This is a genomic window from Streptomyces morookaense (assembly GCF_013030945.1).
Classification (GTDB): Bacteria; Actinomycetota; Actinomycetes; order Streptomycetales; family Streptomycetaceae; genus Streptomyces; species Streptomyces morookaensis.
In genome coordinates, this window is record NZ_JABBXF010000002.1 from 48,658 (window position 1) to 72,835 (window position 24,178).

Annotated in this window: 22 protein-coding genes; 11 read left to right on the forward strand and 11 right to left on the reverse strand. The window is 72.7% G+C overall.

Annotated features, from left to right (window positions below):
• Nucleotides 1–31: 31 nt before the first annotated feature.
• From HG542_RS01090 to HG542_RS01100, 3 genes are all read left to right on the forward strand, one after another.
• Nucleotides 32–439 carry an SAV_915 family protein gene (locus tag HG542_RS01090; RefSeq protein ID WP_306665261.1) on the forward strand — a complete coding sequence of 136 codons (408 nt, stop codon included), beginning with the start codon at nt 32–34 and terminating at the stop codon, nt 437–439.
• Between the two features lie 39 nt (nt 440–478).
• Entirely contained in the window at nt 479–1,834 is a 1,356-nt protein-coding gene (lysA, locus tag HG542_RS01095) for a diaminopimelate decarboxylase (protein ID WP_373313182.1), read from the forward strand.
• A gap of 113 nt (nt 1,835–1,947) precedes the next feature.
• Entirely contained in the window at nt 1,948–2,553 is a 606-nt protein-coding gene (locus HG542_RS01100) for a GPP34 family phosphoprotein (RefSeq protein ID WP_171078052.1), read from the forward strand.
• Between the two features lie 35 nt (nt 2,554–2,588).
• On the opposite strand, the gene HG542_RS01105 is transcribed toward HG542_RS01100, so the two are convergent.
• From HG542_RS01105 to HG542_RS01115, 3 genes are read right to left on the reverse strand one after another with little or no spacing between them, the layout of a single operon-like run.
• Nucleotides 2,589–3,746, reverse strand: a complete 1,158-nt coding sequence (locus tag HG542_RS01105) for an MFS transporter (RefSeq protein ID WP_171078053.1) — start codon at nt 3,744–3,746, stop codon at nt 2,589–2,591.
• Between the two features lie 58 nt (nt 3,747–3,804).
• A complete protein-coding gene (locus HG542_RS01110) occupies nt 3,805–3,957 on the reverse strand; it encodes a hypothetical protein (protein ID WP_171078054.1) in 153 nt (50 codons plus the stop codon).
• Nucleotides 3,954–4,151 (reverse strand): hypothetical protein, encoded by a 198-nt coding sequence (locus HG542_RS01115; protein WP_171078055.1) that lies wholly within the window; start codon nt 4,149–4,151, stop codon nt 3,954–3,956. Before HG542_RS01115 ends, HG542_RS01110 begins: the two co-directional genes overlap by 4 nt.
• Before the next feature lie 75 nt (nt 4,152–4,226).
• Between HG542_RS01115 and HG542_RS01120 the strand changes: the two genes are divergently transcribed.
• A complete protein-coding gene (locus HG542_RS01120) occupies nt 4,227–4,850 on the forward strand; it encodes a TetR/AcrR family transcriptional regulator (protein WP_171078056.1) in 624 nt (207 codons plus the stop codon).
• Nucleotides 4,851–4,875: 25 nt separating this feature from the next.
• Here the strand turns inward: HG542_RS01120 and HG542_RS01125 are convergent, their stop codons facing one another.
• Together HG542_RS01125 and mgtA are read right to left on the reverse strand one after the other, a co-directional pair.
• Nucleotides 4,876–5,694, reverse strand: coding sequence for an MgtC/SapB family protein (locus HG542_RS01125; RefSeq protein WP_171078057.1), 819 nt, complete (start codon nt 5,692–5,694; stop codon nt 4,876–4,878).
• Between the two features lie 48 nt (nt 5,695–5,742).
• Nucleotides 5,743–8,490 (reverse strand): magnesium-translocating P-type ATPase, encoded by a 2,748-nt coding sequence (gene mgtA / locus HG542_RS01130; RefSeq protein WP_171078058.1) that lies wholly within the window; start codon nt 8,488–8,490, stop codon nt 5,743–5,745.
• Between the two features lie 361 nt (nt 8,491–8,851).
• On the opposite strand from mgtA, the gene cutA reads away from it, so the two are divergent.
• Both cutA and HG542_RS01140 read left to right on the forward strand, forming a co-directional pair.
• The gene (cutA, locus tag HG542_RS01135; RefSeq protein ID WP_171078059.1) at nt 8,852–9,181 is read left to right on the forward strand and encodes a divalent-cation tolerance protein CutA; all 330 of its coding nucleotides are present in this window, start codon (nt 8,852–8,854) and stop codon (nt 9,179–9,181) included.
• 67 nt (nt 9,182–9,248) lie between these two features.
• A complete protein-coding gene (locus HG542_RS01140; protein WP_171078060.1) occupies nt 9,249–10,061 on the forward strand; it encodes an SGNH/GDSL hydrolase family protein in 813 nt (270 codons plus the stop codon).
• Here the strand turns inward: HG542_RS01140 and HG542_RS01145 are convergent.
• From HG542_RS01145 to HG542_RS01165, 5 genes are all read right to left on the reverse strand, one after another.
• Nucleotides 10,023–11,174, reverse strand: coding sequence for an XdhC family protein (locus tag HG542_RS01145; protein ID WP_171078061.1), 1,152 nt, complete (start codon nt 11,172–11,174; stop codon nt 10,023–10,025). The two genes, HG542_RS01140 and HG542_RS01145, sit on opposite strands and share 39 nt — an antisense overlap.
• 10 nt (nt 11,175–11,184) lie before the next feature.
• On the reverse strand, nt 11,185–12,618 hold the full coding sequence (locus HG542_RS01150) for an NCS2 family permease (protein ID WP_171078062.1): 1,434 nt from the start codon (nt 12,616–12,618) through the stop codon (nt 11,185–11,187).
• A 93-nt stretch (nt 12,619–12,711) separates the two neighbouring features.
• Complete coding sequence (pucD, locus tag HG542_RS01155) at nt 12,712–15,075, reverse strand: xanthine dehydrogenase subunit D (RefSeq protein ID WP_171078063.1); 2,364 nt, start codon at nt 15,073–15,075, stop codon at nt 12,712–12,714.
• A 3-nt stretch (nt 15,076–15,078) separates the two neighbouring features.
• The gene (locus tag HG542_RS01160; RefSeq protein WP_171078064.1) at nt 15,079–15,564 is read right to left on the reverse strand and encodes a (2Fe-2S)-binding protein; all 486 of its coding nucleotides are present in this window, start codon (nt 15,562–15,564) and stop codon (nt 15,079–15,081) included.
• A complete protein-coding gene (locus HG542_RS01165; RefSeq protein WP_171078065.1) occupies nt 15,555–16,445 on the reverse strand; it encodes an FAD binding domain-containing protein in 891 nt (296 codons plus the stop codon). The genes HG542_RS01160 and HG542_RS01165 overlap by 10 nt, the downstream gene beginning before the upstream one ends.
• Nucleotides 16,446–16,655: 210 nt before the next feature.
• Here HG542_RS01165 and HG542_RS01170 point away from each other — a divergent pair, with 210 nt between their 5' ends.
• The 5 genes from HG542_RS01170 (at nt 16,656) to HG542_RS01190 (ending at nt 22,062) form a co-directional block, all read left to right on the forward strand.
• Nucleotides 16,656–18,314, forward strand: coding sequence for a PucR family transcriptional regulator (locus HG542_RS01170; RefSeq protein WP_171078066.1), 1,659 nt, complete (start codon nt 16,656–16,658; stop codon nt 18,312–18,314).
• 338 nt (nt 18,315–18,652) lie between these two features.
• The gene (locus HG542_RS01175; protein ID WP_171078067.1) at nt 18,653–19,111 is read left to right on the forward strand and encodes a helix-turn-helix domain-containing protein; all 459 of its coding nucleotides are present in this window, start codon (nt 18,653–18,655) and stop codon (nt 19,109–19,111) included.
• Between the two features lie 94 nt (nt 19,112–19,205).
• Nucleotides 19,206–19,730 carry a hypothetical protein gene (locus HG542_RS01180; protein WP_218038988.1) on the forward strand — a complete coding sequence of 175 codons (525 nt, stop codon included), beginning with the start codon at nt 19,206–19,208 and terminating at the stop codon, nt 19,728–19,730.
• Entirely contained in the window at nt 19,727–20,851 is a 1,125-nt protein-coding gene (locus HG542_RS01185; RefSeq protein WP_171078068.1) for an MAB_1171c family putative transporter, read from the forward strand. The genes HG542_RS01180 and HG542_RS01185 overlap by 4 nt, the downstream gene beginning before the upstream one ends.
• A gap of 14 nt (nt 20,852–20,865) precedes the next feature.
• The gene (locus tag HG542_RS01190) at nt 20,866–22,062 is read left to right on the forward strand and encodes an amidohydrolase family protein (RefSeq protein WP_171078069.1); all 1,197 of its coding nucleotides are present in this window, start codon (nt 20,866–20,868) and stop codon (nt 22,060–22,062) included.
• Nucleotides 22,063–22,162: 100 nt separating this feature from the next.
• Here the strand turns inward: HG542_RS01190 and HG542_RS01195 are convergent, their stop codons facing one another.
• A complete protein-coding gene (locus tag HG542_RS01195; RefSeq protein WP_171078070.1) occupies nt 22,163–24,073 on the reverse strand; it encodes an elongation factor G in 1,911 nt (636 codons plus the stop codon).
• Nucleotides 24,074–24,178 lie beyond the last annotated feature (105 nt).

The window sequence follows — 24,178 nt, forward strand, 5'->3', positions numbered from 1 at the left end:
GACGCAGCTCCCACACCTCCCGAGGACCGTCATGCATCTCAGCCGTACCCCCTCCGAAGCGGCCGCAGTCGCCGCCGTCATCAGCGACATCACGGGCGACGCCTCCCGCGCCGACGACGGGGAACCCTCCCATCCCGTGACCGCCCGGCGCGCCACCGATCCCCTGTACGTGCCCGTACGGCGCTGCCGCGGCGGCTACGCGCTCCGCGTCTTCCGCACCCCCCTCGGCTCCCGCACGGCCGTCGCCTTCACCACCGGGCGGCGGCTTCTCGACTGTCTGGGCCCCGGAGCGGACTCCGTGCGCCTCTCCCTCCCCGCGGTACGGGCCCTGGCCGAGCCGCTCGGCGTGGCCCTCGTCTCCGTGGACCCGCAGCTGACGGCCCCCGCCGTGACGTCCCTCCCCGAGGGCCCCGAGCTCCTGCCGGTCACCCCCGCCTGAGCCCGCCCCCGCCTCCGCACCACCCGAAGGAAGCCCTTCGTGTCCCTTCCTCTTGCCTCCGCCGCCTCGCCCCGGCTGCCGCACCAGTCCGCTCCCCCCGCCGCCCCCGTCTGGCCCGCGTCCTTCGCCGAACCGCTCCCGGGCGGCGCCCCGGCGGTCGGAGGCGTCCCGCTCGCCGAACTCGCCGACCGCTTCGGCACCCCCGCCTACATCGTCGACGAGGGCGAGATCCGGGCCCGCGCCCGCGCCTGGAAGGCGGCCCTGCCCGGCGCCGACGTCGCCTACGCCGGCAAGGCCTTCCTCACCCGGGCCATGATCCGCTGGATCGCCGAGGAGGGCCTCCACCTGGACGTCTGCTCGGCCGGCGAACTCGAACTCGCCGCCCACGCGGGCTTCCCCGCCGAGCGCATCATCCTGCACGGCAACGCCAAGAGCCCCGACGACCTGCGCACCGCCCTGCGCCTGGGCGTGGGACGCATCGTCATCGACAGCACCTGCGAGATCGCCCGCATCGCCTCCCTCGTGCCCGCGGGCGCACGCCAGCGCGTCCTGGTGCGCGTCGTGCCGGGCGTGACGGCCGGTGCGCACGTGGCCGTGCAGACCGGGATGGAGGGCCAGAAGTTCGGCCTGCCCGTCGCCGGCGGCGAGGCGGAGGAGGCGGTGGCCCGCATCCTGGGCCAGCCCCGCCTCGAACTCATGGGCCTGCACTGCCACTTGGGCTCCCAGATCGCCTCGGTCAATCCGTACGTCACCGCCGTGCGCCGCCTGGTGACCCTGCTGGAACGCCTGCGCGACGTGCACGGCGTGACCTTCCCCGAACTCGACCTCGGCGGCGGCTTCGCCATCGCCTACCGCGACGGCGACCACACCATCGACCCCCGCGCATACGCCGAACGGGTGACGGCCGAACTCTCCCTCCGCTGCGCCCACGCCGACCTCCCGGTCCCCCGCCTCACGGTCGAGCCCGGCCGCTGGATCGCGGGCCCGGCGGGCGTCGCCCTCTACCGCGTCCTGGCCGTCAAGACCACCGGGACCCGCACCTTCGTCGCCGTGGACGGCGGCATGAGCGACAACCCCCGCCCCGCCCTCTACGGCGTCCGCTACACGGTCCGCCTCGTGGGCCGCGCCTCACCGATCCCGGCCCGCACGATGACCGTGGTCGGCCGCCACTGCGAGGCGGGCGACGTCCTTGCGGAGGACGTCCCGCTCCCGGGCGACATCCGCCCCGGGGACGTCCTGGCGGTCCCGGCGTCGGGTGCGTATCACGTCTCGATGGCCTCGTCCTACAACCTCGTCGGCCGCCCGCCGGTCGTCGCGGTCACGGACGGCCGCGCCCGGCTCCTGGTCCGCCGGGAGACGCTGGAGGATCTGCGGGGGCGGGACGTGGGGGAGTGACAGAGCATGCACAACCACTCACCCTGCGGGACTGCCATGTCTTGGCGACAAGCGGGTTCCGCAGGGTCTCCCTAGGCTCGTAGACGGACGTACCCGCCGACGGTGGAGCCCCCATGACCACACCCCGGGACCTGACCATCATCGCCATGGACACGACACCCAGCCGCCCGGTGGAGCGGGGCCGGCTGTCGCTCGCGCTCGCCGGTGCGGAGTTGCTCGACCTCCTGGCCGCGGAAGCCGCCGCGCTGGACGACGACCGGATCGTTCCCGGCCACACCCCGGCCACGGGCGACCGCCTGCTGGACGAGGCCGCGGCGGCGCTGATCCGCGAGGCGCCGTATGAGTCCGTGGGCGACTGGCTGTGGCGCAGAGGCCGCGGACTGGCCGTGGCCTACCTCGCCGCGCTGGAGGCGGACGGGCAGCTCACGCGGCAACGCCCGCACTGGAAGCCGTTCGCCGCCGGCCGCACCACGCTGACGGATTCGCCCGACCGCCGCCTGGCGGAGGACCGTTGGGCGGCGGACGAGCCTGTCCTCACCGCCCTGGCCGCGGCCGTAGGGCTCCGCGAAGAGGGCCCGGAGGGCATTCCCGTCCCGGATGACGACACCACCGCGACCGTCCTGGCCGCGGTCAACGACGCCCTGCTGGAACTGGAGGCCGCCCGGCAGCGACGGGACATCGAGCAGGCGGCCTACGACAACATCTGGCGGGGGCAGTGAGGTTGCGGACGCTTCCGCCAGCCCAAATCCTCCGTTCAGGCCGCCTGCGGTGAGGATGTGGGCTGCCGGAGCGGGGAGTTCCGCAGCACCACCGCACCACCCGCCGCCAGCGCGCCCAGCACCAGGCACCCCGCCCAGACCGGCGCGGCGCCGAAACGGGAGAAGGTCCAGCCGCCCGCCAGCGGTGCGGCAACTGCGGCCAGGGCCCAGGTCATTGCGTACAAGCCTTGGTACCGGCCCTGAAGGCCCGGCGGGGCGAGCCGCGATACGACGGCGTTGCTCGTCGGCATCGCGATGGCCTCGCCCAGCGTCCATACCGCGACGGACACGGCGAACGCCGCAGCACTGTGATCGAACGCGGTCGACGCCATGCCCGCGCCGAGCAGCAGCGCGCCCGCCGCCAGCAGCCGGGCGTCGTCGCAGCGGTCGGCCAGGCGTGCCACCAGCGGCTGGAACACCACGATGACGGCCCCGTTGACGGCGCTGACCAGTCCGTACACCGCGGGCGACAGCCCGGCCGCGCGCATGGCGAGCGGCTGGGTCACCTGGTACTGCGTGTAGACGAGGACCATGGCGAAGACGGCCGGCAGAAGGGTGAGCAGGGCGCGGTCGCGGAGGGCGTGCAGCAGACCTGCCCCGGAAGTCGGCTCCGCCGTACCGGCGTTGGCGGTCCGCACCTCCGGGACGCGCCAGGCGATCAGGACCGCGCACAGCGCCGTCGTCAGCGCGTCCCCGGCGAACAGCCACCGGTAGTCGTGCCCGGCCAGCAGCCCCGCCAGGACCGGGGCCGCGGCGAAGCCGAGGTTCACCGCCCAGTAGTGGAGGGCGTAGGCGCGCTTCCGGTCCGGTTCCGGCACCACGTCGGCGACGAGGGCGGAGAGGACCGGCGCGGCGCCGTAGGACGTGAAGCCGAGGATGAAGGCGAGCACCGCGATCGAGCCGAATCCGTCGGCGAGGCCGACCGCCAATGTCGTGGCCGCGGCGGCCAGTTGTGACACCAGCAGGGTCGGGCGCCGGCCGAAACGGTCCGCGGCCGCCCCGGCCGCCACGGTCGAGGCGACGCCTCCGGCCCCGTAGAGCGTGGCGACCAGGCCGACCTGTGCCGGGCCGAACCCCTGCCGGCCGGTGAGGTAGTAGGCGAAGAACGGGACCACGAAGGCACCGGCGTGATTGATCAGACTGCCGGTCCACACCCACCAGTACGCTGCGGGAAAGCGCCCCCGCCCCATCCGTCCACCCCCGTCATCGCCGTCATCGCCGTCGCGAACGGCCTACTGTCCGCCAGACCACGGCGATCCCCAGCGTGAGGACGACCGTGGCCACCAGCACGATCATGCCCTTGATGATGTGGTCCAGGATCAACTCGCGGACAAGAGTGGTCGATTCCATAGCAGCGGAAGTCATCGCCGGTCACCCAAGCGCCGTGCCGCCGAACGCATCGCGGCCCGCACCGCCGGGTCCGCGTGCCGGCGCACCTGGTCGAGCCGGCCCCTGCGCTTCAGGGTCAGCGCCACGGCGAAGACCACCAGGGCCAGCACCACGATGCCGCCCGCCACCAGACCGAACCTGATCAGCATGAAGTCGAGGTACCTCTGCACGGGGCCTCCCGGGACATTTATTTATCACGGTCGTGATGCCAAATAAATTATCACGCCCGTGATAAAAAAGAAGGCATGCCCAAGCTCGTGGACCCCGACGCCCGCCGCCGCGACGTCGTCGACGCCCTCTTCCGCGTCGTCGTACGGGACGGCCTGCAACGGGCATCACTGCGCGCCGTCGCCGACGAGGCCGGCCTCAACATCGGTTCTGTGCGGCACTACTTCGCCAACCAGCAGGAGTTGATGGACTTCGCCATGCAGGCGATGCTCGACCGCCTCGACGAGCGGCTCCGCGGACACACCGAGCGCATCGGGAACCTCGGCGACCACCCGCGCGACGAGCAACTCCGCCTCGCCGCCGGGTTCCTGGCCGAACTGCTCCCCCTCGACGAGCGCCGCCGCGCCGAAGTCACCGTCTTCCTCGACTTCAACGCGGCGGCCCGCACCGACCCCGCCTTCGCCGCCCTCGCACACCGCACCGCCACCGACACACGACGGCTCGCCCGCCGGGTCCTGACCCGGCTCGACGAAACCGGCACCCTGCGGCCCGGCCGCGACCTGGCATTCGAGACCGAGCGCCTGACCGCCCTCCTGGACGGCCTCGGCCTCGGTGCCGTCCTGCACCCGGACGTTCTCGACGCGCAGACCTGCGCCGGGGTGCTGCGCGCCCATCTCGACGATCTGTGCGGGGACGGGTAGCGCACGTCCCCCCGGCGGGCACCGCCTAGGACCACCGCCCGGTGAACAGGTTGCGCACCCGGCGCCGGGCCCGCCGGCCCGCCGCATAGCCGTCGTCGTCCGAGTCGTCGGTGTCGTCGTCCGGCTCGTGCAGCACCGTCCAGCTGACGGCCGAGACCGCCGGCTCCAGCGACAGCCGGCTGACGGCCTCCTCCAGGAGGCTGTCGTCGCGGCGCTCGGTGGTGAGCTCCGCCGAGACGATCACCTTGCCCGCCGCCTCCGCGTCCTGGCTGCGCACCGAGCGCAGCAGGAAGCCGGGCCGGGCGACGGCCTGCACGACGAGGGAGCGCACATGTGCCTCCTCCGGCTCGGTGCAGACCACCTCGAAGTGGTAGTCGGTGGCCACCTCGGCCCCGGCCCCGCCCCGCGTCCCGCGGTCCAGGCCGCGCGCGAGCGGCCGCAGCAGGGTGTTGGCGCCGACCACGCCCAGCGTGCCCAGCCCCGCTACCACGTACAGCCCGGTCCCGGCGAGGGCGCCGACCGCGGCCGAACACCACAGCGTGGCCGCCGTGTTCAGGCCTCGCACGCTCAGCCCGTCACGCATGATGACGCCCGCGCCGAGGAAACCGATGCCGGAGACGATCTGTGCGGCGACGCGCGAGCCGTCGTATCCCGCCGTGCTCGTCGCCGCCACGAAGCCGTACTGCGAGAGCAGGACGAACAGGGCGGACCCGGCCGCGACGAGCGCGTTGGTGCGCAGACCCGCCATGCGGGCCCGCCACTGGCGCTCCAGGCCGATGACGGCGCCGAAGCCGAGACCGGCTCCGATGTTGGCCGCCATGTGCCATTCGTTCACCACGACCATGATCCACCCTCTTCTTTCCTCGTTCTCGCCCTGATCTCTATCGGCTCATCACAGCCAGCTGTTGAACCGGCGGATGTACCACGTCTTAACGCCCTGTGTCAGCAGGCAGTACGCCAGCAGGGTCCCGGCCAGCCAGGGGAAGTAGCTCATCGGCAGGGCCTGCATGCCGAGTGCCGTCGCGATCGGCGAGAACGGCAGCAGCACGCCGACGGCCATCACCAGCGCGGTCATCAGCAGCACGGGCGCGGTGGCACGCGACTGCAGGAACGGGACCTTCCGGGTCCGGAGCATATGCACGACCAGCGTCTGCGTCAGCAGGCCTTCCACGAACCAGCCGGACTGGAAGAGCGACTGGTGCGCCTCGCTGTCGGCCCCGAACACGTGCCACATCAGCAGGAAGGTGGTGATGTCGAAGACGGAACTGGTCGGTCCCATGACGAGCATGAAGCGGCCGATGCCCTTGGCGTCCCACGTGCGGGGCTTGCGCAGGTACTCCTTGTCCATCCGGTCCCAGGGGGTGGCCAGCTGCGAGATGTCGTACGCGAGGTTCTGCACGAGCAGCTGCATGGCCAGCATCGGCTGGAACGGGATGAAGGCGGAGGCCACCAGCACCGAGAAGACGTTCCCGAAGTTCGAGGAGGCCGTCATCTTGATGTACTTGATGGTGTTGCCGAAGGTCTGGCGCCCCTGCAGCACGCCCTGCTCCAGGACGGTGAGGTCCTTCTCCAGCAGGATGATGTCCGCGGACTCCTTGGCGATGTCGACGGCCGTGTCGACGGAGATGCCGACGTCGGACTCGCGCAGCGCCGCCGCGTCGTTGATGCCGTCGCCGAGGAAGCCGACCGTGTGGCCCTCGGCCTGCAGGGCGCGCACGATGCGGGCCTTCTGCACGGGGTTCGTCTTGGCGAACACCGTGGTACCGCGGACCAGTCGGCGCAGGGCGGCGTCGTCCAGGGTGTCGATCACCGATCCGGTCACGACCTCGCCGACGTCGATGCCGACGTCCGCGCAGACGCGGGCGGCGACGAGCTCGTTGTCGCCGGTGACGACCTTGACGGCCACGCCGTTGTCGGCCAGCGCGCGCAGCGCCTCGGCGGCGTCCTGCTTCGGCGGGTCGAGGAAGGCGAGGAAGCCGATGAGCGTCAGCCCGGCCTCGTCCGCGACGGTGTACGTCTCGCACTCGGCGGGGAGCGTGCGGGTGGCGACGGCCAGCACGCGCAGGCCCTGCCGGTTGTGGTCCTCGGCGGTGCGGGTGACCGTGCGGCGCAGCTCGTCGGTGAGTGCGATCTGCTTGCCGTCGTCGGTCATGTGGGTGCACAGCGCGAGGACTTCCTCGACGGCGCCCTTGGTGATGATCACGTGCTCGGCGGCGGGCCCGGTGAGGTCGTTGCGGCTGAGGACCACGGACATCCGCCGGCGGGCGAAGTCGAAGGGGATCTCGTCGACCATCGTGAACCGTGCGTCGACGACAACCTCCTCGGCTTCGAGCACGCGGTCGATGACCGCCTGGTCCATCAGGTTGCGCAGCCCGGTCTGGAAGTGGCTGTTGAGGTAGGCGTACTCCAGGACCTCCGTGTCCTCCCGGCCGTGGACGTCCAGGTAGCGGTCGAGGACGATGCGGTCCTCGGTGAGCGTGCCGGTCTTGTCCGTGCAGAGCACGTCCATGGCACCGAGGTTCTGGATGGCGTTGAGGCGCTTGACGACGACCTTGCGCCGGGCCATGGCGACGGCGCCGCGCGCGAGGTTGGTGGTGACGACCATCGGCAGCATCTCGGGCGTGAGCCCGACCGCGACGGCGACCGCGAAGGTGAAGGCCTCGGCCCAGTCGCCCTTGGTGAAGCCGTTGATGGCGAGGACGACGGGGACCATGACGAGCATGAAGCGGATCAGCAGGAAGCTGACCTTCTTCACTCCCGTGTCGAAGCTGGTCTGCGGACGCTCGCCGGCGAGCGAGCCGGCCATCGAGCCGAAGTACGTGTCCGCGCCGGTGGCGACGACGACGCCGGTGGCGGTGCCGGAGGTGACCGACGTGCCCATCAGGCACAGGTTGTCGGCCTCGACGGGGTCGGTGGTGGCGTGCTGGCCGTAGTCGCGGGAGCGAGTGTCGGCCTTGGCGACCGGGAGGGACTCGCCGGACAGTGCGGCCTGGCCGACCATGAGGTCCTTGGCCGTGAGCAGCCGCAGGTCGGCCGGTACGAGGTCGCCTGCGGCGAGGCGCACGAGGTCGCCGGGGACGACCTGCTCCATCGGGACCTCGACGGTCAGCGGCTCGGTGCCGCGGCCGGGGCGGCGCTGCACGGCGGTGGTCGTGGTGACCAGCGCTCGCAGGGCGGCGGCGGAGCGGCCCGAGCGGTACTCCTGCCAGAACCGCAGCAGCCCGCTGACCAGCACCATCGTCGCGAGGATGGCGATGCCCGGGTCGAAGGGCTCCTCGTCGGCGACCTGCAGCCACTGCCAGAGCATGACGGCGTCCAGGGCGACGAGGACGAGGATGAAGGGGTTCCAGAAGGCCTTGGCCAGCTGGACGAGGAAGTGCGGGGCGCGCTCCTGGGCGACGGCGTTGAGGCCGAAGCGCTCCAGGCGCTCGGCGGCCTCCTCCTGCCGGAGGCCGTGCGTGGTGGCATCGGTGTCGCGCAGCACCTGCGGTGCGGGCATGGCGCTGAAGCGCACGAGGCGCTCCCCGACGGCACGGGTACGCGCCTCCAGCTCCGCGGCCCGGCGGTCACGGCGCCCCGTCCGCGACGAAGAGGGGCCCGGCGGTGCGAGCTTCTGGGGGGTGAGGACGGTGTTGGTCATGGCAGAACCTCTCTCCGGGCATGACGGCATGGCGAAGCGGTGCCGTTGCACGGACAGCGAGCGGAGATGTGAGCAGGCCGGAAGTCCTGGCAGGGGCAGGACGAAGTGCCCCTGGGCAGCCCGGTCACGGGGGAAAAACGGCCTGAGCAGGCCGGAGGGGAAGGGGAATTGCGCGCGACAGCGCCGGAATTCAGAAGACGATCAGCAAGTGATCAGAAAGAAGGCGCGCTGCAGCGAGGACTTCCCTCGGGACTCCGACTGGTCATCCCGATCACCTCCTCGCTCGTACGGACAGCGTCGGTGCCCAGCATGCCACAGGTATGAGCAGCGTCAACCGGCCCTTCGGCCTACTCTCGTCCCCATGACATCAGCAGCCCCCGCCTACGCCGTGGTCACCACGACCGCCGACGCCGAGGCCAAGGCCCGTTTCCTGGCCGCCGAGGTGATCGGCGACCGGCTGGCCGCCTGTGCCCAGGTCTATCCGGTGTCCTCCGTCTACCGGTGGGAGGGCAAGGTCGAGCAGGCGCAGGAGTGGCGCGTCGACTTCAAGACGCGGGGGGAGCTGGTGGAGCGGCTCGCCGAGCGCATCGGCGAACTGCACGACTACGACACCCCCGAGATCATCGCGGTGCCCGTCGTCGCCGGCAGCGCCGGCTATCTGGCCTGGGTGGGGGACGAGACCCGGGGCTAGCCGGGAGCCCCCACCGGGCGGAGCACACCAACCGTGTCCGGCCCAACACCCACCTCGTTGGCGGGACATGACCATCCAGCCCCGCGCCGCACTCCTCGGCGCCGTCACCGCGCTCCTGCTCACCGGCACCGCGACCACCGCCACCGCCGACCCCGCCACCGTGACCGGCTCCCGGTATGTCGCCCTCGGCGACTCCTACTCCTCCGGTCTCGGCGCCGGCTCCTACGACTTCGGGAGCGGGCAGTGCAAGCGGAGCGCCCGCGCCTACCCCGCCCTCTGGGCCAAGGCCCACTCCCCCAAGTCGTTCTCGTTCACGGCCTGCTCGGGTGCCACCACCGAGGACGTCCGTAACTCACAGCTCGGGCCGCTCTCCCGGCAGACCGGGCTCGTCAGCATCACCGCCGGGGCCAACGACGCCGGGTTCGCCCAGGTCATGCAGAACTGTGCCGTCAGCCCGGACGACGGTGCGTGCGTGGAGCGCGTGAACGAGGCCCGCGCGTTCATCGAGGACGTTCTGCCCGACAAGCTCGACAAGCTCTACGACGCCATCGGCCGCCGGGCCCCCGCCTCGCGCGTCGTCGTGCTCGGCTACCCGCGCCTCTACAAGCTCAACGGCAGTTGCCGCATCGGCATCAGCGAGCGCAGCCGGACGGCGATCGACCGGGCCGAGGACGAGCTGAACGCCGTCACCGCCAAGGCCGCCGGCCGCCACCGGTTCGTCTTCCGGGACGCCAACTCCTCCTTCGCGGGGCACGAGATCTGCTCCGGCGACCCCCACCCCTGGCTGCACAGCCTCACGTTCCCCGTCGAGGAGTCCTATCACCCCACCGCCGACGGCCAGTCACACGGCTACCTTCCGCTGCTCCCGTCCCACGCCTGACGCGTCGGCCGGCGGACCGCCGTCGTGGTGGATGGGCGCCCGTGTCCCGGTGAGCGGCACCCCCGATCCGCCCCTGCGCACCGCGACGATCTCCGCCGCGATCGACAGGGCCGTCTCCTCGGGCGTACGGGCCCCGAGGTCCAGGCCGATCGGGGAGTGCAGCCGGGACAGCCCGTCCTCGTCCACGCCCGCCTCGCGCAGCCGGGACAGCCGGTCCCGGTGCGTGCGGCGCGAGCCCATCGCGCCGACGTAGGCGACGGGCAGCCGCAACGCCCGTTCCAGCAGCGGCACGTCGAACTTGGCGTCGTGGGTGAGGACGCACAGGACCGTACGGGCGTCCAGACTCCCGTGCGCGGCCTGCGCGTCGAGGTAGCGGTGGGGCCAGTCCACGACCACCTCGTCCGCGTCCTGGAAGCGGCGGGCGGTGGCGAAGACCGGGCGGGCGTCGCAGACCGTCACGTGGTAGCCGAGGAACTTTCCGGCCCTGACCAGTGCCGCCGCGAAGTCGATCGCACCGAAGACGACCATGCGGGGCGGCGGGCCGCTCGGCTCCACCAGGACGGTGACGGGCGCGTCGCAGCCGAGGTCCAGCAGCGCGGTGCGGCCGCCGGTCTCCAGGAGGGCGGCGGCCTCCGCCGCAGCCGCACGGTCGTGTTCCGGTCCGCCGCCCAGCGTGCCCTCCACGGTCCCGTCGGCCCGCACGAGCAACGCACCGCCGTGCAGCGCCCGGACGAGCGCCGCACGCTCCTTCCGGGCGGCCGCCGCCAGTGCCTCGGCGCACACCTCACGCCACGGCGCGTCCCGCCGCACCGGGGTCACCAGGACGTCGATCACGCCCCCGCACGTCAGGCCGACGGCGAACGCGTCCCCGTCCGACCAGCCGAACCGTTCCGTCAGCGGCTCGCCGCTCTCCAGCGCCTCCCGGCACAGGTCGTAGACCGCGCCCTCGACGCACCCGCCCGACACCGAGCCGACGGCCGTGCCGTCCGCGTCGACGGCGAGTGCCGCGCCGGGCTGCCGGGGCGCGCTGCCCCGCACCGCGGTCACCGTGGCCACCGCGAAGTCGCGGCCCTCCGCGCACCAGTGGGTCAGCTCGTCCGCCAGGTCCAGCACCGTGCCCTCCTCATGTGGCTCCCAGCCACCGCTCGATCGGGTGCAGAGCGAAGTAGGCCGTGAAGACCGCGCTGAGCGCCCACATGAAGGCGCCGGGTTCGCGCCACTTGCCCTCGGCGGCCTTGATCACGGTGAAGGCGATGACGCCCGCGCCGACGCCGACGGTGATGGAGTAGGTGAAGGGCATGAGGACGACGGTCAGGAAGACCGGGGTCACGACGGCCCGGTCCGTCCAGTCGATGTGCCGCGCGCTGCCCATCATCATCGCGCCGATGACCACCAGCGCCGCGGCGGCGACCTCGCCGGGCACGATGCGCGTCAGCGGGGTGAAGAACAGGCAGGCGGCGAAGAGGAGTCCGGTCACGACGGAGGACAGTCCGGTGCGCGCACCCTCCCCCACGCCCGTCGCCGACTCCACGTAGACGGTCTGTCCGGACGCACCGGCCAGTCCGCCGATCGCCCCGCCCGCGCCGTCGACCAGCAGCGCCCTGCTCAGGCCCGGCATCCGGCCCTGGGCGTCGGCTAGTTGGGCCTCGGACCCGACGCCGATGATCGTCGCCATCGCGTCGAAGAACCCGGCGAGGACGAGCGTGAAGACGATCATTCCGACGGTGAGGCCGCCGACCGCACCCCAGCCCCCGAACTCCACATGCCCGAACAGGGAGAAGTCCGGCATGGACACCGCGCTCCCCTGCAGCCGGGGAGGCCCGTTCTGCCAGGCCCCGCGCCCCGCCGCGCCGCTCGCGTCGACGACGACGGCGAGCACGGTGCCGGCGACGATGCCGATGAGGATCGCGCCGGGGACGCGGCGGGCCTGGAGCATGAAGACGAGCAGCAGCGTGACGCAGAAGACGAGCACGGGCCAGCCGGCGAGTTCCCCGGCGGGCCCGAGCGTGACGGGCCCGCCGCCGCCCTTGGCCGTGTGCACGAAGCCGCCCTTCACCAGGCCGATGAGGGCGATGAACATGCCGATGCCCATGGTGATGGCGTGCTTGAGGGACGCCGGGATCGCGTCCATGACGCGCTCGCGCAGCCCGGTGAGGACGAGCAGGACGATCACGGCGCCGTAGACCACGCACATGCCCATCGCCTGCGGCCAGGTCATATGGGGCACGACCTGCGTGGAGAGCACACCGGAAACCCCCAGCCCGGCGGCCAGGGCGAGCGGCACCTTGCCGACGAACCCCATGAGCAGCGTGGAGACGGCGGCGGCGCAGGCGGTCGCGGTGATCAGCGGGGCATGGCCGAGCGTGTGGTGCCGGACGTCGGGGCCGGAGAGGATGAGGGGGTTGAGCAGGAGGATGTAGCTCATGGCCATGAAGGTGGTGATGCCGCCGCGTACCTCGCGCGCGAGGGTGGAACCACGGTGGGACAGCTGAAAGTACCGGTCGTACCAGGGCAGTTGCACGACCGGGGCCTCCGGCCGTGCGGGTGCTTGGGTCATGGAGCCCGCTCCAATGGGGGGTGGCCGCGCCCCTGAAAGGGGCGCGGGGAACTGCGCGATCAACCAAGACCTACCCGCAGCCGACGAACAACCTCAGGTCCCCGTGAGATGCTCGGGCCTCACGGGCACCCGCCGCACGGCGAGCCCCGTGGCCTGCCGGATGGCGGCGACAACGGCCGGCGTCGAGGAGAGCGTGGGCGCCTCGCCCACCCCCCGCAGCCCGTACGGCGCGTGCTCGTCCGCGAGTTCGAGAATATCCACGGGAATGGCGGGGGTATCGAGAATGGTGGGGATCAGATAGTCCGTGAACGAAGGATTCCGCACTTTCGCGGTCGCCGGGTCGACCACGATCTCCTCCATGACGGCGAGCCCCAGGCCCTGTGTGGAGCCGCCCTGGATCTGGCCGGTGACGGACAGCGGGTTGAGCGCCTTGCCGACGTCCTGGGCGCAGGCCAGCTCCACCACCTTCACCAGCCCGAGCTCGGTGTCGACTTCGACGACCGCCCGGTGCGCGGCGAAGGAGTACTGGACGTGCCCCCGCCCCTGCCCGGTCCGCAGGTCGAACGGCTCGGTGGGGCGGTGCCGCCACTCCAGTTCCCGCTCCACGTACGCGTCCTCCAGCACGTCGACGAGATCGGCGAGCACCTCGCCGCCGTCGGTGACGACCTTGCCGTCCTCCAGCAGGAGTTCGGCCGTCGCCCACGCCGGGTGGTACGGGCCGAAGCGGGCCCGCCCCAGCTCCAGCACCTCCTCGCGCACGGCCTCGCAGGCGCGCTTGACCGCGCCTCCGGTGACGTACGTCTGCCGGGAGGCGGAGGTGGAGCCCGCCGAACCGACTCTGGTGTCCGCCGGGTTGATCGTGACGCGGGCCACGCCGAGCTCGGTGCGGGCGATCTGGGCGTGCACGGTGACGCCGCCCTGGCCGACCTCGGCCATCGCGGTGTGCACCGTCGCCACCGGCTCGCCGCCCACGACCTCCAGGCGGACGCGCGCGGTGGAGTAGTCGTCGAAGCCCTCGGAGAAGCCGACGTTCTTGATGCCGACCGCGTAGCCGATGCCGCGGACGACGCCTTCGCCGTGCGTGGTGTTGGACAGGCCGCCGGGCAGCGCCCGCAGGTCCGGCGCGCCGCCCGCCGTCTCCCACTGCCGCTCGGGCGGCAGCGGCATCGCCTTGACGCGGCGCAGGAGTTCGGCGACGGGCGCCGGGGAGTCGACGACCTGGCCGGTCGGCATGACCGCGCCCTGCGCCATGGCGTTGCGCTGCCGGAACTCCACCGGGTCCATGCCGAGTTCGGCCGCGACCCGGTCCATCTGCGCCTCGTAGGCGAAGCACGCCTGCACCGCGCCGAAGCCGCGCATGGCGCCGCAGGGCGGGTTGTTGGTGTAGAGCGCGAGGGCTTCGACGTCGACGTTGTCGACGACGTACGGGCCGACGGCCAGCGAGGCCGCGTTGCCGACGACGGCCGGGGAGGAGGACGCGTAGGCGCCGCCGTCGAGGACGATGCGGCACCGGACGTAGAGCAACGTGCCGTCGCGGGTGGCCCCGTGCTCGTACACGAGCTTGGCGGGGTGGCGGTGGACGTGCCCGAAGAAGGACTCGAAGCGGTTGTAGACGATCTTGACGGGTTTGCCGGTGCGCAGCGCCAGCAGGCAGGCGTGGGCCTGCATGGACAGGTCCTCGCGGCCGCCGAAGGCGCCGCCGACGCCGGAGAGGGTCATGCGCACCTTGTCCTCGGGCAGGCCGATGACGGGGGCCACTTGGCGCCGGTCGGCGTGCAGCCACTGGGTGGAGATGTAGAGGTCGACGCCGCCGTCCTCGGCGGGCACGGCCAGGCCCGACTCGGGGCCGAGGAACGCCTGGTCCTGCATGCCCATTTCGTACTCGCCGCGCACGACGACGTCGGCCAGCTCCCGTGCGGCGGCCACGTCGCCGCGGACGACGGGCTGGCGATGGACGATGTTGGGGTGCGGGGAGTGGCGGGCGTGGGCGTCGTCGCGGGCGGGGTGGAGGAGCGGGGCGCCGGGGGCGGTGGCGGTCTTCTCGTCGGTGACGACGGGGAGTTGCGCGTACTCCACCTTGATCTTCGCAGCGGCGCGGCGGGCGGTCTCGGGGTGGTCGGCGGCGACGAGGGCCACGGGTTCGCCGTGGTGGCGGACGACGCCGTCGGCGAGGACGGGCGTGTCCTTGATCTCCAGCCCGTAGCGGGTCTCGGCCGGGAGGTCGTCGTGGGTCATGACGGCGTGCACCCCGGCGGTGCGCAGCGCCTCGGTGACGTCGACGGACAGGATCCGGGCGTGGGCGTGGGGGCTGCGGAGGGTGAAGCCCCACAGCATGTCCTCGTGCCACAGGTCGGAGGCGTAGGCGAATTCGCCGCTGACCTTGAGGGTGCCGTCGGGGCGCAGCGTGGACTCGCCGATGCCGCCCCTGGCGCGGATGCCCTGGGTGAGGTCGCGCACGGCTCAGCCCTCCTGTCCGGCCCCGGCGCGGGCCGCCGCCAGGCGCACCGCGTCGAGGATCTTCTCGTAGCCGGTGCACCGGCACAGGTTGCCGGAGAGCGCCTCGCGGATGTCCGCGTCGGAGGGCTGCGGGGTGTGGGCGAGCAGGTCGTCGGCGACGACGAGGAGGCCGGGGGTGCAGAATCCGCACTGGACGGCTCCGGCGTCGATGAACGCCTGCTGGACGGGCGCGAGTTCGCCCTGCCCGCCGGCCGCCAGCCCTTCGACGGTGACGACCTCGCGGCCCTCCGCCTGTCCGGCGGCGACCAGGCAGGCGCACACGGGCACGCCGTCGAGCCGGACCGTGCAGGAGCCGCATTCGCCTTGTTCGCAGGCGTTCTTGGAGCCCGGGAGGCCCAGGCGTTCGCGCAGGACGTACAGGAGGCTCTCGCCCTCCCACACGTCGTCGGCCTGCTGCGGCCGTCCGTTGACCGTGAAGTTCACGCGCACTGCTGCACTCCGTCCCCGTCGGTGCGGTACTCGTGCCACGCCCAGTCGAGCGTGCGGCGGGCCATGACGCCGACGGCCCGGCGCCGGTAGGCGGCGCTGCCGCGGACGTCGTCGATCGGGCTGCAGGCGCCGGAGGCCAGCTCGGCGAACTGCCGTGCCGCGGAGGGGGGTACGGGCCGTCCGGTGTCCCAGCAGCGGCCCTCCTCCAGGGCGGCGGCGAGGAACTCCTCGGCCGCCACGGCCCGTACGGGCGTGGGGGCGGCCGAGCCGATGCCGGTGCGTACGGTGCGGGTGCGCGGGTGCAGGGCGAGGCCGAAGGCGCAGACCGCGATGACCATCGCGTTGCGGGTGCCGACCTTGGAGAACTGCTGCGGCCCGTCGGCCCGTTGGATGTGCACGGCGCGGATCAGCTCGTCCGGGGCGAGGGCGTTGCGCTTGACGCCCGTGTAGAAGGAGTCGACGGGGATCATGCGCGTGCCGCGCACGGACCCGGCCTCGACGACGGCACCGGCAGCCAGCAGCGCCGGGTGCGCGTCGCCGGCCGGGGAGGCGGCGCCGAGGTTGCCGCCGACGGTGCCGCGGTTGCGGATCTGCGGGGAGCCGACGGTGCGGGCGGCGAGGGCGAGGCCGGGGAGTTCGGTGCGCAGCTGCCCGATGATCCGGGCGTACGGGACGGCGGCGCCGAGCCGTACGCTCTCCTCGCCGGTCTCCCAGGTGCGGAGCTCGCCGATGCGGGTCAGGTCCAGCAGCTGCTGCGGGCGGCGGTGGTCGAAGTTGATCTCGACCATCACATCCGTGCCGCCCGCGATGGGCACGGCCGTGGGGTGCTCGGCCTTGAGCGCGAGCGCCTCCTCCCAGCCGGTGGGGCGCAGGAAGTCCATGGACGGTTCTCTTCTCGCTGCGGCGGTGGGGGTGCGGTGGAGCCAGTACAGCGAGGGCGGAACGGGCCCGTGCAGTCACCGAAAACATGAAGCGGTTGGCTGGCCAGGCCGATGGTCTTGTAGATTCGAACGAAAGACGGGGTTCGGACACCTCACGGCATTCCACTGGTTACACGACTGGTTACAAGAAGAGGATCGGCGGCGACGAGGATGCGGCTGCGCGCACTGCTGGAGACCGATGCGCTGGGCCTTCGGCTGCTCGGCGGTGAGGACGAGCTGGACCGTACGGTCCGCGGGGTGATGACCACCGACCTGCGCGACCCGAGCCGCTACCTCTCCGGCGGCGAGCTGGTGCTCACGGGGCTGGCGTGGCGGCGGGAGCCGGCCGACTCGGAGCGGTTCGTCCGCATCCTGACGGCGGCCGGGGTGGCCGGGCTGGCGGCGGGCGAGGCGGAGATCGCCTCGACGCCGGACGACCTGATCGAGGCCTGTGCCCGGCACCGGCTGCCGCTGTTCTCCGTCGACGAGACGGTCTCCTTCGCCTCCATCACCGAGCACGTGGTGCGGCAGGTCTCCAGCGAGCGCGCGGGCGACCTGGCCGCCGTCGTGGACCGGCACCGGCGGCTGATGACGTCGGGCCCGGCGGGCGGCGGCCCCGAGGTCGTCCTGGACCTGCTCAAGTCCGACCTGGACCTGCCGGCCTGGGTGCTCTCCCCCACCGGCCGCCGCATCGCCGGTTCCGCCCTGGCCGCGCCGGTCGGCGCCGTGCTGGCGGGCGAGCACCTGGCCGCGACGCGCACCGGCCGCCGCGAGCCGCACCGGGTGACGGCCGGCGGCCACACGTACGCGGTCTTCCCCATCCGCAGCAGCGGCCGCATGGCGGCCGGGCGGGACGTGCGCGAGACCGTCCTGTCGGACTGGCTGCTGGCCGTCGAGGCCGACCCGGCGGACTGGCCCGCCGAGCGGCTCGACCTGCTGCAGGGCGTCACCCAGCTCATCGCCGTCGAGCGCGACCGGCGCGACGCGGCGCGCACCGTGCGGCGCCGGCTCGCCCAGGAGGTCCTGGAGCTGGTCCAGACGGGCGCCGCGCCCGCCGAGATCGCGGCCCGGCTGCGGGTGGCCGCGCCCGTGCTGCTGCCCGGCCTGGGCACGGCACCGCACTGGCAGGTCGTGGTGGCCCGCGTCGAGTGGGCGGACGGCGACATCGAGGCCGGCCCGGTCGCGCAGGCGCTGCTGGAAGAGGTCCTGGTCGACCAGGACGCGTCGGGTCCCGAGCCGTCGGACCGCATAGCGGTCGCGCACACGGGCGACGAGGCGGTGGCCCTGGTGCCGCTCCCCGCCGTCGTCACCGGTTCGGACGAACCGACGGCCACGGGCTTGCACGCGGACGCCCTGCTGGAGGCCGTCCGCACCCCCCTGGCCGCGGGCCTCGCCGACGACGGCCGTCTGACCTTCGGCGTCAGCGCCCCCGTCCACTCCGCGGAAGGCCTGCGCGGTGCCCTGGAGGAGGCCCGCCACGCCCGCCGCGTGGCCGCGGCCCGCCCCGGCACGGTCTGCGCAGCGGGCCACCAGGAACTGGCGTCGCACGTCCTCCTGCTCCCGTTCGTCCCGGACGACGTCCGCCGCGCCTTCACGGCACGTCTGCTGGACCCGCTGAAGGACTACGACCACCGCCACCGCGCGGAGCTGATCCCGACTCTGGAGGCGTTCCTGGACTGCGACGGCTCCTGGACCCGCTGCGCGACGCGCCTCCACCTGCACGTGAACACCCTGCGCTACCGGGTGGGCCGCATCGAGCAGTTGACGGGGCGCGACCTGTCGCGCCTGGAGGACAAGCTGGACTTCTTCCTGGCCCTGCGGATGAGTTGAGGACCTCCGCAGCGGCCGGCCCCGGCGTTCCCCTCCCGCGCCGGCTGCCGGCCCCGCTGCAGGCCGGGTCCGGCGCCGAGGGGCTCGAACCCCCCGGCGCCGGACCCGGCGTTGCGACGGCGCATCGGCGCACCGGTGCTGGACTACCCCCGTGAGCCCAGCTCAGGGCAACGCCCCCGTTTTCACTCACGTGAACGCCGTCGCGGCTGAAGCTTCTCACGTCAGTGGAAGTGCTCGCCACCACCCCGCCCGACTTCTCCACTGTGATGGATCCGGCCGGGGCGGAAAATTTCACTCGGGTAGGGTGACGGCGTCCGACCACGGGGAGAGGGGGAGACTTGAGCGAGCAGACGCGGGCCTGCAGTCTTGCGGAAAAGATCAACCGGCTGTTCGAGAGCGTCAGGTCACCGAGCGGCCACGAGTACAGCAACGAGCAAGTGGCCGAGGGCATCTGCGGCCGAGGGCTCACCACGATCTCCCAGAGCTACATCTGGCAGCTGCGCAAGGGGAAGAAGACCAACCCCACCATCAGCCATCTCCAGGCCCTGGCCGACTTCTTCGGCGTTCCCGTCGCCTACTTCTTCGACGACGAGGCGGCCGGCGAGGTCGACGGGAAGCTCAAGGCGCTGGAGGCGCAGCAGGCCCGGATGCGAGAGGTCATGGACAGCGGCGACGTGAAGCTCATGGCGATGCGGGCCGGGGAGCTCTCCCCGCAGCGGCGCAAGCAGGTGATGGACCTCCTGGACGTCGTCTACAAACTGGAACAGGCCGAGCGCGGAGACGGTTTGGGCGGTTGACCATGCCTGATACCGGGGCGTTCCGGTATACGCCGCTATAGACGAGGGGGCAGGAAAGGGGGATTCATGCCGCATTTGTGCAGGAGAGATCCACTTGATCCACTTGACGGAGCGTGAGCTCCGACGCCGCTGCAAGCGGGAACTGCGGGCCCTGGACATACAACCGCCGCTCCGTGTGGCGGAGTTGTGCCAGAAACTCGGTGAGCGCCGCGGGCGCCCCATCCGGCTCGTCCCCCATCCGCTGCCCATGCCGGGGCCGTTCGGCTGCTGGATCGCCACGCCGACGGCCGATTACATCCTGTACCAGCAGGAAACCAGCAAGACCCACCAGGACCACATCATCCTGCACGAAGTGGGTCACATCATGGCCGACCACGAAGGCGTCGACACCGGCGCCGACTTCCTGCAGTCGACCATGCCCCAGCTCGCGCCGGACACCGTCACCCGCGGCCTGCGGCGCACCTCGTACGACGAGGAGCACGAGCGCCAGGCGGAGCTCGTCGCCACCATCATCCTGGAGTGGGCGTCGGTCCTCGACCGCGTGGCGCCCCGCCCGGTCGCCGACCCCTCGGTCCACCGCGTCCAGACCGCCCTCGGCGACCGCAGGGGGTGGCTGTGACCGTCGTGATGTGCCTGACGGCCGCCCTGTTCGTGCTGGCCATCCTCTGGAAGATCTACCAGCTCACCCAGGCCCCCCACGACCGCGCCCTGCGCGCGGTCACCGCCTGCCTCGTCTGCACCGCCGGTTCGTTCTCGACCGGCTTCCCGCCCGAGAAGCGCGCCCTGGACGCCGCGCTCGGCACCGGGACAGCCAGTCTGCTGTCCAACGTGCTGCTCCTGGCCGCCGTCTACTCGCTGCTGACGTTCTTCCTGCACTCCGCCGCGGACCGGCACCGGGCGACCCGCCGCGCCCGTCTCGAAGCGGTGCCCCTGGCGCTGACGGCGATCGTCATCACCGTGGCCACCGTGACCGCCCCGCCCGGCGTGCGCGGCCGCCCCTACGCACAGGCCGACCTGCACACGCCGCAGATCGCGGTCTTCTTCGTCGCCGCCCAGCTGTACCTGGTGTACGCCCTCGCGACCACGGCCCGGTGGACCGCCCGTTACGCGCGGATGTCGCAGAAGCCCTCCGCCACCGGGCTGTGGATCACCGCCGGTTCACTGGCCGGCATGGCCGCGGCCAACGCGCTCCGCGTGGTGATGGACCTGACGGGCTGGTTCGGCAACGGCTCCGCCCCGGCCGGGCTGTCGCACAGCGTGGCACTGCTCTTCGCGCTCGCCGTGCCCGCCTTCGTCGTCGGACTGAGCTACCCCGGACTCGCCATGCGGCTGGCCGGTTTCCGGATCTGGCGGCAGCACCGCCGTACGTACCAGCGCCTCCGCCCGCTGTGGGACCTGCTGCACGACGCGTTCCCGCAGGACGCCCTCGGCCGGACGCCCGGCGGCAAGTGGCGCGAGGCGTTCCGCATGCGCGGCGTGCACCGCAGCTACTACCGACGGGTCATCGAGTGCCGCGACGGCCTGGTCCGGGTGAGTCCCTACCTGGCCCAACTGGGCGTCCAGGACGGCGCCACGCCCCAGGCGGTGGCCGAGCACCTGCGCGCGGCCCTGTGCGCCCAGGCCGCGGGCACGCCCGCGACGACCGAGGCGCTGGCGGTGGCGCTCCCGGGTGAAGACAGCATCGACGCCGACGCACGGCAACTGGTCGCCGTGGCCGAGGCCTTGGTGAAGACGGCATAGGAGTCACACAGTTGTTGAACGACGTACTGATCACGGCAGCCCGCGTGCTGACCGGTCCCGGCGGCGAGCACGTCGAGGACGGTGCCGTCCTCGTGCAGGCCGGCACCATCACGGCCGCCGGTCCGCGCACGGCGGTCGAGGCCGCGGCCCCCGACGGCATCGCCCGGCACGACTTCGGGGACGCCACGGCGCTGCCCGGCCTCATCGACTGCCACGTCCACCTGGCGTTCGACGGGAGCGACGACCCCGTGACCGCCCTGCAGGACAGCGACGACGCGGCCCTCCTGGAGGGCATGGCCGAGCGGGCCCGCCGGCTGCTCGGAAGCGGAGTCACCACGGTGCGCGACCTGGGCGACCGGAACGGCCTGGCCCTGCGCCTGCGCGACGCCATCGCCGAGGGCACCCTGCCCGGTCCGCGCATCCTCTCCGCGGCGACGCCGGTCACCGCACCGGGCGGGCACTGCTGGTTCTTCGGCGGCGAGGTGGAGGGCGCGGACGCCATCCGCGATCTGGTCCGGCGCAACATCGACGCCGGGGCCGACGTCATCAAGGTGATGGCCACCGGCGGCGGGCACACCCGCGGCGGACCGGCCGTCTGGCAGAGCCAGTTCACCGCGGACGAGCTCCGGCTCGTCGTCGAGGAGGCCGGCCGGGCCGGACTGCCCGTCGCCGTCCACGCCCACGGCACCGCCGGCATCGAGGCGGCCGTGGCCGCGGGCGTGTCCACCATCGAGCACTGCACGTGGATGGCCGAGGGCGGCGGGTTCGACCTCCGCGAGGACCTCGTGGACGGCATCAAGGCCGCCGGGATCCACGTCTGCACGGCCACCAGCCCCAACTGGCGCGGTTTCGCCGAGCGCGTCGGCCACGAGCGCGCCGAGGAACTCTTCGCCTCCATGCGCTGGATGGCGAAGCTCGGCGTCCCGATGATCGCCGGCACGGACGCCGGTGTGACGCGCGCGGTGTTCGACAAGTTCGTCAACAGCCTGGAGTTCTACGAGTACCTGGGCTTCCCGCCGGCGAAGATCGTCGACATGGCGACCGGGGACGCTGCGCTGGCTTTGGGGGTCGGGGGCGAGGTCGGGCGGCTGGCCGCGGGGTACCGGGCCGATGTCCTTGTCGTGGACGGCAACCCGCTCGTCGAGTTGGACGCGCTGCGGCGCGTGCGGTTTGTCCTTGCGGACGGCCGGGTGTTCGGGGCCGAGCGGTAGTTCTTCGGCTGCGGGTTTGTTGTGGCTGGTCGCGCCCACGCGGCGGAGCCGCATATCGAGACAGTCCCGCGCCCCTTACGGGGCGCGGGTGCGGGGCGCCTCAGGCGCGGCCCAAGTGGCGTAGGTACTCCGCCCTGTTCAAGGGGTTGCCGTCCGTGCGGGGGCGCGTCGGCGGGCGGCCCCCGCACGGGCGGTCCTCCGTCGGCGCCGACCACCACACCGCCTCCCCGCGCGTCAGCGCCGGGAGGCGTCGTTCCACCAGGGGGATGCCGCGGGCCGGGACGGTGCCCTTCAGCAGCCCCGGCAGGGTCTCCGTGATGCCGGCCCCCGCCTCGCCCAGCAGGGCGGTCACCGGACCCACCGTGTCCGCCGGGAGCTCCAGTTCGTACGTGTGGCAGGGCTCGTACACGCGCGTGCCCGCCTCCGCCAGGGCGCGCATCAGGACCAGCGGGGTCAGGTTGCGGAAGTCCGCCGCCGTGCTGACGGGGCTGGCGTAGCCGGAGTGGGTCAGGGTGACCGTGCAGTCCGTCACCGCCCAGCCGTACAGGCCCTGTGCCAGCGTGCGGTGCACCGTCTCCTCGATGGCGCGGTCCAACGCGTGCGGGAGCGCGCCCAGTTCGGTCTCGCGGCGGAACGTCACGCCCGTACCGGGCACCCCCGGCTCCACGCGCAGGCCCACCGTCGCCCAGAAGACGTGACCGCCGCGGCGGTCGATCGCCTCGTGGGCGGCGCCCGTACCGAGGGGGCGTTCGCGGTGGACCGTGCGGCTCGGCTCGAAGACGGCGGCCACGCCGAACTCCTCGTCCAGCGTCGACGCGAGGATCTCCTTCTGGACCTCCCCGTACAGCAGGACACTCGTCCCGCCGCCCTCCCCCTCCGGCAGCGCACGGGCGGCGATCAACGGGTCCTGGTCCGCCAGGGCCATGAGCGCCGAGTGCAGGCGCGCCGCCTCCCGCGGGTGCACGGGACGCACCACCGTCTCCAGCGCCGGCGGCGCGAAGTACCGCTCCGCGGCGGCGGAACGGGCCGGGCCGAGGCGGTCGCCCACCCGGACCCGGGGCAGGCCGCGGATCCGCGCGATGCCCCCCGCGGTGAGGACGCTTCCGCCGCCGACGACGTCGAGGGAGGTGATACGGCCCGCGTGCTCCCCGTCGCCGCTGCTCAGCGTGATGCGGTCCCGGCTGCGCAACTCCCCCGTGAACAGGCGGAGATACGCGGTCTTCTCGCCCGTACCGGCCGCGCGCTCCACCGCGAACACCGTGCCGCTGGGCGTACCGTCCACGGCACCGGAGGCATGCGGCAGCCACGCCGCCATGCCCTCGATCAGCCCCGCGACCCCCTCCCCCGACAGGGCCGACCCGCAGTAGACGGGGTGGATCCCGCCCCGTGCCGTGCCCTCCGCGATCCGTGCGCGCAGCTCGCCGGCGCCGGGGGTGCGGCCCTCCACGAGGCCGGCGAGGAGTTCGTCGTCCTGCTCCGCCAAGACCTCCGCCACGCGCTCCCGGAACTCCGGGTCCGCGAGCGAACCGGTCATGGGCACGGCGACGGCGCCGCGGAGCAGCCGCGCGCGGATGTCCTGCAGCGTGCGTCCCGCGCTCGCGCCCGTGCGGTCCGTCTTGTTGACGAAGAACAGGACCGGCAGGCCCAGCCGGCGCAGGCTCTTCATCAGCACGCGCGTCTGCGCCTGGACGCCCTCCACCGCGGAGACGACGAGCACCGCGGCGTCCAGGACGCCGAGCGCGCGCTCGACCTCGGCGATGAAGTCGCTGTGGCCCGGGGTGTCGATGAGGTTGACCCTCAAGTCGCCCACGGTGAACGGTGCGACGGCCGTGCGGATGGTGATGCCCCGGCGGCGTTCGAGCTCGCCGGTGTCCGTGCGGGTGCTGCCCTCGTCGACGCTGCCGAGGCGGTCGATCGCCCCGGTGTCGAAGAGCAGGCGCTCCGTGAGGCTGGTCTTACCCGCGTCGACGTGGGCCAGGATCCCGATGTTGAGCGTGCCGAGTGTGTGCATGCGTGCAGAAGTCCTCGAAAACAGGTGTCCGATCAGGGCGGTAGGTGTTTTCGAAGGTCTGGCGCATGTCCGTGGTCTCCGTATCTCCTCGCGTGCAGGGGCGAG